The organism is Gillisella vitis (genome assembly GCF_001541345.2).
Classification (GTDB): domain Bacteria; phylum Pseudomonadota; class Alphaproteobacteria; order Rhizobiales; family Rhizobiaceae; genus Allorhizobium; species Allorhizobium vitis.
Genome location: NZ_LMVL02000001.1, coordinates 817,579 through 831,236, shown reverse-complemented (window position 1 = coordinate 831,236; position 13,658 = coordinate 817,579). Strand labels below are relative to the sequence as shown.

Annotated in this window: 11 protein-coding genes; 5 read left to right on the top strand and 6 right to left on the bottom strand. The window is 57.2% G+C overall.

From position 1 onward, the window contains the following. Positions 1–86 precede the first annotated feature (86 nt). The 5 genes from ASB66_RS03505 to ASB66_RS03485 are packed head-to-tail and all read left to right on the top strand — an operon-like array spanning position 87 to position 4,926. The gene (locus ASB66_RS03505) at positions 87–1,232 is read left to right on the top strand and encodes an extracellular solute-binding protein (protein WP_060717430.1); all 1,146 of its coding nucleotides are present in this window, start codon (positions 87–89) and stop codon (positions 1,230–1,232) included. Next, on the top strand, positions 1,232–2,125 hold the full coding sequence (locus tag ASB66_RS03500) for an ABC transporter permease (protein ID WP_060717429.1): 894 nt from the start codon (positions 1,232–1,234) through the stop codon (positions 2,123–2,125). The genes ASB66_RS03505 and ASB66_RS03500 overlap by 1 nt, the downstream gene beginning before the upstream one ends. A 10-nt stretch (positions 2,126–2,135) precedes the next feature. Further along, complete coding sequence (locus ASB66_RS03495; RefSeq protein WP_060717428.1) at positions 2,136–2,945, top strand: ABC transporter permease; 810 nt, start codon at positions 2,136–2,138, stop codon at positions 2,943–2,945. A 42-nt stretch (positions 2,946–2,987) separates the two neighbouring features. Beyond that, positions 2,988–4,070 carry an ABC transporter ATP-binding protein gene (locus ASB66_RS03490; RefSeq protein WP_060717427.1) on the top strand — a complete coding sequence of 361 codons (1,083 nt, stop codon included), beginning with the start codon at positions 2,988–2,990 and terminating at the stop codon, positions 4,068–4,070. Next, entirely contained in the window at positions 4,063–4,926 is an 864-nt protein-coding gene (locus ASB66_RS03485; RefSeq protein ID WP_060717426.1) for a glycerophosphodiester phosphodiesterase, read from the top strand. The genes ASB66_RS03490 and ASB66_RS03485 overlap by 8 nt, the downstream gene beginning before the upstream one ends. On the opposite strand, the gene ASB66_RS03480 is transcribed toward ASB66_RS03485, so the two are convergent. The 6 genes from ASB66_RS03480 to ASB66_RS03455 all read right to left on the bottom strand — a co-directional run bounded on the left by ASB66_RS03480 (position 4,905) and on the right by ASB66_RS03455 (position 13,549). Continuing rightward, on the bottom strand, positions 4,905–5,744 hold the full coding sequence (locus ASB66_RS03480; protein ID WP_060717425.1) for an inositol monophosphatase family protein: 840 nt from the start codon (positions 5,742–5,744) through the stop codon (positions 4,905–4,907). The two genes, ASB66_RS03485 and ASB66_RS03480, sit on opposite strands and share 22 nt — an antisense overlap. 157 nt (positions 5,745–5,901) lie before the next feature. After that, positions 5,902–6,366: a cyclic nucleotide-binding domain-containing protein gene (locus tag ASB66_RS03475; protein ID WP_012653944.1), complete on the bottom strand. Its 465-nt coding sequence runs from the start codon at positions 6,364–6,366 to the stop codon at positions 5,902–5,904. A 35-nt stretch (positions 6,367–6,401) separates the two neighbouring features. Then, a complete protein-coding gene (locus ASB66_RS03470) occupies positions 6,402–9,116 on the bottom strand; it encodes an ABC transporter transmembrane domain-containing protein (RefSeq protein ID WP_060717599.1) in 2,715 nt (904 codons plus the stop codon). A 180-nt stretch (positions 9,117–9,296) separates the two neighbouring features. Continuing rightward, positions 9,297–10,649 carry an adenylate/guanylate cyclase domain-containing protein gene (locus tag ASB66_RS03465; RefSeq protein WP_060717424.1) on the bottom strand — a complete coding sequence of 451 codons (1,353 nt, stop codon included), beginning with the start codon at positions 10,647–10,649 and terminating at the stop codon, positions 9,297–9,299. A gap of 191 nt (positions 10,650–10,840) precedes the next feature. Beyond that, positions 10,841–12,556, bottom strand: coding sequence for an adenylate/guanylate cyclase domain-containing protein (locus ASB66_RS03460; RefSeq protein ID WP_060717423.1), 1,716 nt, complete (start codon positions 12,554–12,556; stop codon positions 10,841–10,843). Between the two features lie 162 nt (positions 12,557–12,718). Beyond that, entirely contained in the window at positions 12,719–13,549 is an 831-nt protein-coding gene (locus tag ASB66_RS03455) for an MBL fold metallo-hydrolase (RefSeq protein WP_060717422.1), read from the bottom strand. Positions 13,550–13,658: the final 109 nt, after the last annotated feature.

Here is a 13,658-nt window from a genome sequence, read left to right as displayed (position 1 = left end):
TCAACTTTCATGTCACTGTCACGGTCCAGCGGTAACGCTGCCCTAAAATTTAGGGGGTGTATATCACCCCGTTTCGGAGACCGATGATGAACAGACGCGACTTTCTGCTAGCTTCTTGTGCAAGCGCTGGCCTGGCTGCCATGCCGAATTTTGCCTTTGCTGCGGGCAAGGAAATCAATGTCTACAGTGGCTCCGACGCCAATATCATCGATTTCTGGAACAACATCATCCGTCCAAGCTTCGAAAAAGCCAATAGCGACCTGACGATCAAGGTGATCGATGCCGGTGACAATAACGGTCTGCGGGCGATTGGCGACCGCGCCCTCGCCGCACTAAAATCCAACAGCGATCCGCAGGCCGACCTGTTTGAAGCCTTCAATCCGCGCCTGCCAACCGGCGCCATCGATGCCGGTCTATGGGTGGCATTCTCGGAAAAGAATGTCCCGAATTTTGGCCGCGTCAACCCGATGGCGATCGATCTGTCGCAGTCGCTGCCCTATCGCGGCTCGCAGGTTCTTCTGGCCTATGACAGCACCAAGCTCGCTCCGAAAGATGCACCGAAGACCTGGGACCAACTGATTGGCTGGATCAAGGCTAATCCCGGCCAGTTCATCTACAACCGCCCCGACAAGGGCGGCTCCGGTGGAAATTTCGTCCGCCGTGCTATCCACGAAGCCAATGGCCGCGACCCTTCGAAATTTACCGTTGGCAATTACACCGCAGAAGCGGCGGAAAAAGCCTTGCCGCCGAGCTGGAAGATCCTCAACGATCTGGCCCCATCGCTCTATGAAAAGGGTGCCTATACCTCCGGTAATTCACAGTCGATCCAGCTGCTTGCTCAAGGCGTCGTCACCATGGTGCCGGTCTGGTCCGATCAGGCCCTTCAGTCGATTGCCCAAGGCGTCCTGCCAGACACGACACGGCTGGTGCAATTGACCGATCTGGCGCTTTGCGGCGATTTCGCCCGGCTGACCGTATTTTCCAACGGTGCCAACAAGGATGCCGCCCTGAAGCTCGCCAATGTCCTGCTGTCTGAAGAAATTCAGTCGGCAATCATCACCGAACTTGGCGGCTTTCCGGGTGTGTCCTGGGATTATATTTCCAAGGACCTGCGTGAAAAATATGCCGACGTCATTCCCGCGTCGATCCCGACATTCCCAAGCGGCGATTGGGAAATGGCGGTCAATGACGGCTGGTTCCGCAATGTCGCACCAGGCCTGGCGCGGGGTTGATGACCAGCACGACAAGTTCGCTGCCGCTCGATAAAGGGCGCACGGCAAAGGCTGGACACGGGCTGACTGGCCTGCTTCTGGTCGCCCTTCCTATCCTGCTCTTGGGCTGGCTGATCATTTATCCGATCATCTCGGCGGTGATCGGCACGCTTGTCGTGACCACGCCGGAGGGCGGGTGGCACGTTTCCACGGCGTCCTACCGGTTCTTCTTCAGTGACACCTACAGCCTGCGCAATCTCGGCATCACCCTCTGGACCACTGCCGTCTGTGGCGTTGTGCTGCTGTTGATCGGCGTGCCGATTGCGCTCTATCTGCGCTTTTCCTCTGGCAGACTTGCCGCTTACGTGCAGGCGCTGGCGATCTTCCCGATGTTCGTGCCGTCGATCATTCTTTCTTATGCGCTGATCCGCACCTTAGGCCCGAATGGCACAGTCGATATCCTGCTTCACGCCGTGGGCCTGCCGAAACTGCCAACCCCCTATCTGACGCCCTGGGGGCCGGTGATCGGTCTGGTCTGGGACAATCTGCCACTGACCGTGCTGATGCTGACGGCGGGTCTCAGCGCCATTTCCAACAATGCGGTCGAGGCGGCGCGCGATGCCGGTGCACGGCCTGTGCAGGTGTTTGTGCATATCATCCTGCCGCGCATGGCCAATTCCTTCCTGGTCGCCAGTTCCTTTGCCATTCTCGGAATATTTTCGGCCTTTACCCTGCCCTATCTGCTCGGCCCGGCCTCGCCGGAAATGATGGGGCCTTTCATGCAGCGAACGTTTGCCGATCTGAACGATCCGCTGAACGCCACAACGCAAGCCGTGATCAGCTTCGGCTTTTGCCTGTTTTTCGGGGCGTTCTATGTCTATTCGATTGCCAGAAATCAGGAACGAACACGATGAGGCCCCTGCGATGAGAACAGGCAGGATCGACTGGACGGGCCTGGCTTTTGCAGGCCTCCTCACGCTGTTTATCGCCCTGCCGCTGCTCGTGGTCGGCACCTGGGCCTTTACAGAGGTCTGGCGCTATCCATCAGTCATCCCGCAGCAATTCGGCCTGCGCTTCTGGTTCCTGACGCTTGGACGTGCCGATGTCTGGGAAGCGCTGTTTCTCAGCCTGCGCCTCACCGCCACGGTAACGCTGCTGTCGGCGGTGATCTGTCTTCCCGCGGCCTATGCCTTTGCCCGGATGAAATTTCCAGGCCGCAATCTGCTGTTCCTGTCTTTTCTCGCCTCGCATGCCTTCCCCAAATTCGGCCTGCTGGTGGCAATTGCAGCGATTTTCCTGAAGCTGCATCTGATCAGCACCTTCTGGGGCGTCGCGCTGATCCAGTTGGTCGGCACGCTGATGCTGATGATCTGGATACCGGTTGCCGCCTTTCAGAATGTCGATCGGCGGATGGAGGAAGCGGCCCGTGACGCGGGCGCCCGGCCCTTGTGCGTGTTCTGGTCGATCACGCTGCCGCAGGCAGCGCCGACCATCTTTGCCGCCCTGCTCCTGACCTTTGTTAGCACGTTTTACGAAACCGAAGGCGCCTGGCTGATCGGCGCGCCGCAGGTGCGAACCATGCCTGTCTTGATGGTGTCCTTCATCAACAATCAGATGGTGGTGCAATATGGCGCGGTGCTCTCGGTCATGCTGTGGGTGCCCTCCTTCCTCGCGCTGATCTTTGCTCGCCGCGCCATCGGCACAGGCGCATTCGCCAAGGGCTTTGGCGCCTGAATACACTCTCATTGCCTGTAACCGGAATAGAAACGAACACCCATGGCCCAACTGACCCTTGACCGCATTTCAAAACAGTTTCCCGGCTCCACCGCCGTCGATGCGTTCTCATTGCATGTGGAGGATGGCGAGCTGGTCTGCCTGCTCGGTCCTTCCGGTTCGGGCAAATCGACGCTGCTGCGGATGATTGGCGGATTTGAAGCGCCAACCAGCGGCATAATTCGGATCGACGGCCAGGATGTCACCCATCTGCCGCCGGAACGGCGACCGACGGGCATGGTCTTTCAAAGCCATGCACTCTGGACCCATATGAATGTGTTCAAGAACATCGCGTTCGGCCTGAAGCTGCGCGGCATGGCGAGAAGCGAAATCGCTGATCGGGTCGAGGCAGCGCTGGCCATGGTCGGGTTGAAGGATTACGGCCAGCGCCAGACCTATCAACTCTCAGGCGGCCAGCAGCAGAGAGTGGCACTTGCCCGCTCGCTGGTACTGGAGCCGAAAATTCTGCTGCTTGATGAACCCTTTGCCAGCCTCGATCAGCATTTGCGCGAACGGCTGCGTGAGGAAGTGCGCGATATCCAGCAGCGGCTTGGCATTACCACCCTGTTCGTCACCCATGGACAGGACGAAGCTTTGGCATTGGCCGACCGCATCGTCGTGATGCGGACTGGGCGCGCCGAGCAGATCGCCCCGCCAGACCGGGTTTACCGCGAGCCGGAAACAGAATTCGTTGCTGGCTTTATCGGCCAGATGAATTTCATTCCAGGCATGATGCGCCGGGGCGCATTCACTCATATTGACCTTTCCCTGGCGGTCGATGCTGATAGCAATCCAGAGGATGGCGATGCGGTGCTGGCCGTTCGTCCGGAAGCCCTGCATTTGTCGCCCACCGACCGGGCGGATGCGGCCTTTGTCTGCCGGGCCATCGATTTTGGCAGCCATCTCATGGTCGATCTTCAACTCGGCGATGGTACACGGGTAAAGGCCATGACCGATCCGGGAACCGGTTGGCAAAAAGGCGACCGTGCCGAATTGCAGGTCAGGGCTTTCCGGGTGTTCCGCGACAATAAGGTGGTCTGCGTGTCCCGGACCGCCGATAGATTAAGGAGTCTGGCCAATGTCTGATGGTTTGTTTATCGAGCGTGACGGTTTCAGGACCATGCTGAAATGGCATCGCGGCCATAAGCAGGCGGGCGATATTTCCTTCACGCCGGACCGGATTACCGAGGGCATGGCGCTTGGCGCCAGCGTCGAAATCGATCTTGTCTGTCATGCCGGTGGCGGCCTGGCCGTGTTGCATGACGAAATTTTGGACAAAGCCACCACCGGCCAAGGCCCGGTGCGCGCCGCCTCAGCGGAGCAGTTGCGCGGCCTGTTCCTGCGCGACCATGACGGACAGCCAAGTGCCCATAGGGTTATGCTGATCGATGATCTCGGGCGCGTTCTGGCCAGCAATTCCCATCGTGCAGGTGCCGTATTGCAACTGGACCTGAAGGAAAAGGCCAGCGACTTGACGCAGCAGGACATCGCCGCGTTCGTTTCCGCCATCGGGCCGGTGCGCGACCGGGTTATCCTGTCGGCGGGCGATGCACAGGCCGTCACCCGTCTGGCAGAGGCCCTGCCCGGCCTGCCGCTCGGTTACGATCCCTGCCATGGCGGTGCCATTGAACGGGCAATGGAAAGTGGTGACTTCGTTGCCTTCATAGGCGATGCAGTTGCGGCCATTCCCGGTGCCGAGATGATCTATCTCGACCATGAGGCCGTGCTGTTTGCCGAAGATCGCGGTTTCAACATGGTCGCCGCCTTCCATGCTGCTGGAAAACGGATCGATGCCTATACGATCAACAGGGCGGACGAGGCATCGCTACCACGCGTCCTGCGGCTGCTGGCGTTGAAATGCGACCAGATCACCACGGATGATCCGGTCGGGCTTCAAGCGATGATCGCACTCTATGACAATCAACGGTCCATGGCAGGCTGAAAGCCGGCAAGCAACCAGGGATGCAAAGCGGGCGTGGCAGCGAGAATGCCGCCTCCCGCATCAACCGGCATTCCGCCAAAGCCTGTGAGCAAGCCCCCGGCCTCAGTCAGGATCAGGGCTGCGGCACCATAGTCGTGAACCTGCAAGCCATCCTCGAAAAAACCATCCAGCCGACCGCAAGCGACATAGGCAACCGATAGCGCAGCCGAACCGAGACGGCGCACGCCAGCGGTATTGTCCATCAACCGGCGTAGTGCGCGGTGATAGAGCTCCTCGTCCACGCTTTTCACTTGTCCGGGGACCGGCAGGCCCGCTCCGACCAGCACATTCTGGACATCGGCCACATCAGCACACTGTAGTTTTTCGCCATTCAGACAGGCGCCCTTGCCAATTTCAGCGCTGAACAGCTCATCGAGCATGCTGTCATAGACCACCCCGCAGGTGATTTTACCCTGTTCGGCAATGGCGATGGTCATGCCGAAATGCGGCAGGCCCCAGGCAAAATTGGTGGTGCCGTCAATGGGATCGATATAGATAACCGGTGCATCTGGGCCACCTGTACGGTTGCCGGTCTCTTCCTCACCCTGGATGGCATGGTCCGGAAAGGCCTCGCAGACACCGGCAACGATCAGGCGCTCGACGGCGACATCAATGTCCGTCTGATAATCACGCGGTCCCTTGGAAACCATCTGGTCGACATGACGGCGACGCAAGGACTGGCGCGCCAGCGCTCCGGCTTCAAGAGCAATGCTGGCAAGAGCCAACAAGCGTGGAGAACTGTCAGGCGCGAGACGGTCGCGGGCGCTAAGATCGGTCATGGCACATTCCGGGATGTTTGGGGCAATGCCTCGATTCAGGATAGAACGAGGTCGAATAGATGCCGAAACTTCGCGGAAATGGGCAGAAAAGCAAGTAAAGGATATATGACAGCCCGGCTATCCGATATGCCGAGTGCTGAGACGACCGCTCTCGGTATCAGTTCAGCAATTGTTGCTCGCGGCTGCGAGCTGCGGACAGTTCGGATGTGGTGTGATTGAGACGATCCGCCAGAACACGGGTGATTTCCGAGGAGATTTCGGGAAAATCGCTCATCAGTTTCAGGAAATTTTCCTTGCTGATTTTCAAGACTTCAAGCCGGGAAGCCGCCCGCACGGTTGCCGTTCGCGACACGTCGCAGAGAATAGCGATTTCCCCGACAATAGAATTGCTCTGGACTTCCGCGACCTTGATTTCTCCGGCATCCGAATTGACCAGGACATCGGCTGTCCCTGACAGCACGACATAGGCTGCGTCACCGACATCGCCCTGGCGAAACAGGTTCTGTCCTTCACGACAGGTCATCCGATCGGACGCAAAAGCCAGCAGCTTCAGCTTGGCTGGAGCAATCTGGGAAAACAGCGGCACACGCCGCAACATTTCAACTTCGTCCTTCAGTAGCATTTGCGTCTTACCCCCTATCGCGCCTGATCACGATATTACGAGAGAAACTGTTTGAACATCCCGTCTTTGGCGGAAAGCTCTTCGAAACTCCCGGTTTCGACAAGATTTCCTTTGTCGAAGACGAGTATCCTGTCAAAAAGACCACTTATATCCGCATTTGGCAAAACCCAGATGATCGCGGGCCGATGACCGTCGCAATGTAGATCCTGCATGATGTGGCTGACGATCTTATCCTGCGCCCGCTGATCGAGCGCCGACAAGGGCCTGTTGAAGATGAAATAATCCGATCGCTTTAGCAGCGCCCGTGCCAGATTGAGCTTCTGGCGCTGAACAGCGGTCAATCGCCGCCCCTGCGAGCCGACATCAAAATCCAGCCCGATAGACAGCACGCTTTCGGCAAGGCCGAGGTCTGCAAAAATGTCGCGGATGATCGCCCGAATCCGGTCAGACGCATCGGCTTCGCGCACAGCCAGCCGGCCGAACAGGACATTGTCCATCAACGATGCCGACAAGGTGAACCGTTCTACGTCGTGACGCTCGATTTTTTCCGCCAGATCCGCGGGAATTCCGGCATGAAACTCGCGACGCGCATCGACGATCTTGTCCATCAATTCTTGCGTCAAAAGGCCGAAACGATGGCGCGGCTCGATATAGGCAAAGCTGAGGCGGATAATGCTGCTGCGCTCGATGGCCGAGGCCTGCGTTGCGGACATGCCCTGGAGCTTTTGCAGCAAAGCCTCGTAGTCGGGCAGATCCTCCGCGCTCATAAAGGTCAATTGCTGGAAAAACGGATGGTCGGGCGGAAGGTCTCGAAACAGTTCCACCGCATTCGCCGCGATTTCAAGCCCCATTGCGTAGAACGCGTCGCCAATGCCGGTGTCACGCATCACCTTGCGGAAATAGGGATGCGCCGCCAGCCGTTGACCGTCGATCATCGAGGGTTTCATTTTGCCGAAAAGCAGGTTTTCACCCACGGTTGCCTGGCTGTTATAGGCATCAGCCTCGAAGGGTACGACAATGTCGTCCAGGTCCTCCTCATTCAACCGACGGCGCAGGGCATGGCGGATCTCGACGATTCGCTCGGTCAACTCCTGATGGGCAAGCGTATCCACTTGCGAACGCAGGGCGAGATCGAAAATATCCTCTGAAATCGCCACCGCGTCCAGAACCGGACGGATCACCGTCAAGAGACCATCCGGCCCTTCGGCTCCAGCCGATCGATAGTCCACCCAATCGCTGTTGAGATCGAGAAGCGGATTACCGGATCGCTGCGCCTCCAGAAGGTCGCGTTTGTATTTGCGCGCCGCCGGTCCGTCATAGGTGACATCCGTCAAAGGCGCATGTTTCAACCCGTAGAGGAGATTGTCCCGCAGAGTGCCATGGAAGAAATAGGCATCCGAGGACACAAAGGAAAGTCGACGCCCGGTGACCGATTCCGGCATGGTGAGAATATCCTGCCCACCAATGCTGATATGGCCGGATTCCGGCCACAGGATACGTCCCAGAGCTTCCGCCAGCGCCTCGCCGCCACCACCGTTCTGACCGACAATTGCAACCGTCTCATTGGGGGCAATATCCAATGAAACGCTATTGAGCAGGCGCGCGCCACTATCGTCGCACAGTACCAGGTTCGAAGCCACCAGTGCCTCGGAAAGCGGGTCGACCGGGGTGGCCGCAATCGTATGAACCCGAGCATCGACCAGCCGATCGACATCGAATTGCTCGACCACCTGGGCATATTTGACCTGCACGTCCTGGCGGGCCTGATCCCAGTCTATCAATTCCTTCAGCGGACCCGGCAGGTCCTTATAGGCGCCAATAACAGCGATCAACTGGCCGATGTCGAGTCGGCCCTCCAAAGCCATATACCCGCCGATGGCATAGAACAGAAACGGCGTCAGTTGGGCCAGGAAGTTATTGATGAATTTCACCATGAACTTCCACTGATAGAGATCGTAGCGGATCGAAAAAATCAGGCCGAGACGGGCAGCGATATCGGCACGCTCGAAATTGGATGTGTCATGGGCATGAATGGTATGAATGCCATCGACGATTTCGCCAACCCGACCTGATAACTGACGCGCCGTCAACTGGCGCTGGCGACCCAGCTCCAGAAGCCGTCTGCGCATACGTGGAATGATAATGGCCTGAACGCAGACCATGCCAGCCGCGATCATTCCCAGCCAGACATTCTGAAGGATGATGAAGATCAGCGCTGTCAGCGCCTGCCCACCCAAAAGCGCGGGCTGGACGAAGGCATCGCCGGTAAAACCGCCCAGCGGCTCGACCTCGTCCTTGATCATCGTGGCAATCTCAGCGGATTTGACCCGCTTGAAATGCACGGGCGGAAACCGCAGAACCCGATCGATCAACTCGAAGCGAATCCGGCGCAGCATGCGCTCACCAAGCCGCCCCTTATAGGTGTTGATGTAGAATTTGAACAAACCGTTCAGCACGACAAGACACAGGAAGACGAGGCTGAGCGCCATCAGCATTTGTAAGCGGTTAAGCTCGAAACCGCTGAAGATTTCCAGATGTCCGATCCATGGCAGGTCGAAGGCAACATGCAAGAACGGCTTTGTCGCCCCGGCCTCTTCAAAGCCCTGGCCCTGAATAGGGCCATTGACGATCTGCTTTGGCAGATCGAAGGACAGGAAATAGGGGATCATCGATAGACCGACAATGCACAGGATCCACACCTGTTGCAGATAGGTATTCGACCAGATGTAGCGCCCCAGGCTTTTTTCCATCGTCACTCGTGAAATGCAGCGCCTGTCGTCCCACGCCCCATGCCGCACGACAACGCCTTTGATCATATATGGCGCACTTCTCTTCGCTGTAAAGCGGTCATGCAAAGATCCCGTTCCACAAGCTTTTCGAGGCGCGTTCTGTTCCTCTATCGAGACTGTTTCCCGGCATCCATCCCTGATTTATTGTAGAAATCGATCCATCATCGCTTGGGACCTTTTCTGCCCGTCGAGTTGGACGGCATCGCGATGCAGGAGAATCAAACGCTCGGCTTCAGAAAGACCCGTGCGATGCAGATCGGCTTCAACGTCGTCCCTCTGCATTTTAGCCATGAGCGGGCCGGGTTGCAGAATCGTTACCCGCTGGCGAACACCCCGCAGTTTTTCCTCACCCAGTGTTATCCAGTCACCGGCGCAGTAGTCGGCAAAGGCATGGCTCGCCACCACATCGCTTGCATATTTCTTGGTGAGCAACTGAAGCCTGACCACTTCATTGACCGCCGAACCGAAGGCTGAAAACGTCAACCGGTCGCGCAGCCCGACATTGCCGAACATCACATTGCCAACATGCAGACCGAGGCCATAGCCGATAACGGCGACCCCTCTTTTCCGGCGTTCCTCGTTCATATCCGCCAACCGCGCCTGGGCCACACGCACAGCCGACAGTGCCGCCTGGCAAGCCTGCCGGGATGGGTCCTTGTGGCGGTCGCAAGGATAGACAGCCAAAAACCCATCACCCAGGAAACTTAGGATCTGCCCGCCATTGCGGTTGAAGGGTGCGGCGATCGCGTCGAAAAAATCATTCAACGTATCGATATAGGCCTGTCGTCCCTCTTTTTCGGCCAGCATGGTCGATTGGCGCATGTCACCGACAACAAGTGCTGCCCGGATGGTTTCACCGTCACCTCGGCGGATCTGGCCATTCAACACCCGCTTGCCGGCATCGCCGCCCAGATAAGTAGTGAGCATATTGTTGGAAAGCTTGCTGAGTACAGCCATTTTGGCAGCAACCGCCAGATGGTTTTGAATGCGCAGCAACGCGGCAATCATCTCTTCGCTAAAGCCGTCCTTGGCATCCGTAGACCAGGAACCCAACATGCCCTGCACGGATTGATCGCCGAAGGGCTGCATGAAGGCAAGATAATCGGTGACATTTTCCTTGCGCAAATCCTCGAAGATCTCAAATTCAACGGGACCCTCGGCGGGAATGCGCCGGCGCAAATAATCGAGATCCCGGCTTAGCAATTGATAATAGGGGCTCTGCAAAAACATATCCGTATTGTCGGCATCGTGACGATAGCCTTCAATCATCAGCCCGCTTTGTGGCCGCCAGGTAAAGCCAACGGCCTCGTAAAGCGGATGCAGCATGGCAAAGGACAGATGCACCCGAACGATCGGCAGACCGGGGGCGGCGATCCTGTCGCAAAAACCCCGAACGATATCCTCGAGAGTGCTGCCGGAAAGGGCAGCCTGTGTCAGCCAATCGGCGACCTTTTCCATGAAGATTGCCGAAACCGGTGCGGATGCAGTCGCCATGAAAGGTCCTATGAAAAAGACGCGTCGTTGAAAAACAGGCCATGGCCGGGTTCATGATAGGAAATAGGGATCTCCGCCACTCCAGACAATGGCAGCCGAGATCCCCGTTGATTTATATAGCATACTTTAGCAAAGTGAAATCGGAACGATGCTGTCGTTTTGTTTTGGCATCGGATTTTCCGTCCTGCAGGTTATATTTTGCCGACCTCGGAAAGGTTGAGGGCACTGCGTGTCGCCTCATTCAGGATGAAGACTTTTAACGGCTCCGCACGACCGCGAATGGAAATCTCCCGTCCGGCACTTTCAGGCACTGCCAGACCTGCCAGAGTGGCGACAGGTTCGGAAATCACCAGTTGCGTTTCAAATTCCTTGGCCACCGATTCCAACCGGCTGGCCACATTGACGGTATCGCCAATGGCTGTGAGATTACGAACGCTGCCGTAACCCAGCGTTCCCACCACGGCCGGGCCGGTATGAATACCAATGGCGATCCTGAGCGGTACCGTCAGTTCGTTGGCCAATTGCCGGTTCAACTCCTCCAGACCGGCAATAATACCGTTTGCCGCCTTCAAGGCCTGGCGACAGGCGACCTCGGTCGAGCCTGTGACGCCGAAAAGCGCCATGGCGCCGTCGCCGATGAATTTATCCAGCCGCCCTCCTGCCTCTTCCACGGCATGACCGACCACAGCGAAATAGCGGTTCAGCAGAAAGACGATGTCGAAAGGCAGCCGGCTTTCCGTCAGCATCGTGAAATGTCGCAGATCGCAGAACAGCACGGCGATATCGCGTTCGCGGCCGGGGATTACTTCATGACTGCTATCGACCGTGGCGCTTTGCGGCATTGCCACCATAAGCGGCATGACTGTGAGGTTCGCTCTGGGCCGAAGCTGGCAGGCAAGCCGCACACCGGGACCAGCCTTGATCCTGTTCAACGTACCCTGCTCCAGCGTTTCGGCAGGCGGCAGCAGTTGCTCTCCATCGATAACCTGGACACGGCAGGTCGAACATTGGCCCTTGCCGCCGCAAACGGCATAATGCGGTTGACCAGCCAGTCGACTGGCCTCCAGCAGGGTGAAGCCACGCGGCACCCTGACCGTTTCGCCGTTCGGATAACGGACGGTGATCAGATGCGCCCGCTCGGTCAGCCTGCGGGCAATGCGCAAGGCGAGGACCATGCCGATAGACAGGAAAAACAATCCGTAAAGTGTCAGACGGATCATCCGGATCCATCCCGCTTCGCTGGATGTCAAGGCGGCCGGCTCGTAATAGCCGCCCGGATAACCGCTCAACCAGAAGGTTGGGCTGGCAATCGTCCGGCCCATCTCGACAAAGCCGAGCAGTGACAGGATCGGCAGTAGAATGGCCACCGTCAGGAAGCCCGTTTTCAACCTTTCATACCATGGCCGGAAGCGCAGCCAAAAATGGACTCCAATGCATCCATGCAGCCATAAAATGACAATGGCGAGCGATTGCCGCCACCCATCGACAGGCGACGTGCTCCACATGGAATGGACGACGGACTGATAATTGTCTCGCAGATGAAAGAGCGAAGAGGCAATCCTGGTCGCAACAATATGGTCGATGATCAGCAGCGGCACCACCAGACCGAGCACGATCTGCAACGCTTCGGATTTTGGCATGGTAAAGCTGCGGCGGATATAGACGGCGCGCAAAACCAGAACCATATGGGTGAGCAAAGAACCGTATAGCAACACGGTGCCAGGTGGAGTACGCCAGACCCCCAGAAACCATAAACGAGCGCGATCGGCCACATCCACCGAAATCAACCCCGTGGCATGATTGGCCATATGCATGGCGAGGAACAGGAAAATCACCAGCCCCGAACCGAGCCGGGCCTTGCGTATCCGGCGTTCCGACCAGAGGCTTTTTTTGACGTCCACGGCCATAGGTTTCAGTTCTTCAAAGCCACTTTCCGAAGATCCAGCAATGGCAGTTTTGACAGGACCTGTAAATCACCGCCGGGTTTCCTGATCGATTTTATCGATTGTATGACCAACACGGAAATCAAGTTTCCGAATTTTGCCCGTACTGTTAGATATCGAGTGCTGTCAGATATCGAGAACCATTCCGTCACGAGCCATCAGCGTCGCTGGAAACGCCTCCTGCGCCAACCGTTCCAGCAGTGTCATTTCGCTGTCGGTGCGCCATGGGGCATGATGGAACAGCAACAACCGGTCTACATTTGCCTGCTCGGCCAATTTCACGCCCTGTTCCCAGCTTGAATGGCCAAACCCTCGATAGCGCTGCATTTCCGCTTCGGTAAAGGCCGCGTCGTAGACCGCAATATCGGCATTGGCCATCAGCGCCAGCGCTGTCGGGTCGAGTTCGCCGGGCTGATGTTCTATGTCAAACACCAATGCCAGCACCTTACCGGCCCATTCCACCCGGTAGCCAATGCATCCGCCCGGATGATTAAGCGCAAATGTGCCGATGGAAATACCAGGCCGAGGCGTCAGAATATCGCCAGCACGAAAATCATGAAACAGCAGAGAGGCCTTGCAGATATCCATCTTCACGGGAAAATAGGGCGGGCTGACGAATTGATGAATCATCTGATCGGTCGTCATGCTACCGGCAAGGTGGCCGGACCAGATATTGACGGTGATCTCGGGATTGTAGATCGGCTTGAAAAAAGGCAAGCCGATAATGTGATCGTAGTGACAGTGGGAAAAGAACAGGTCGACATTGCTGGTCTTGTCTCCCATCATATCCAGACCGGCCTGACGAATGCCGGAGCCGGCATCGAAAATCAGCCTGTGTTCGCCGCAGCGCACCTCGATACAGGGCGTGTTCCCGCCATAAACATCGAATTCCGCGCCACAGACCGGGATACTGCCGCGAACACCCCAGAATTTCACCTGAAACACGCTACTGTTCACTTTTATCCAAAGAGTTTCGGTCGCGGGATTAAGACGATTGGTTTTGGACCGGTTGCCAATGCATCATTCCTGAAATTGCCAGGGATGCAAAGGAAAATGTCAGTGCCTG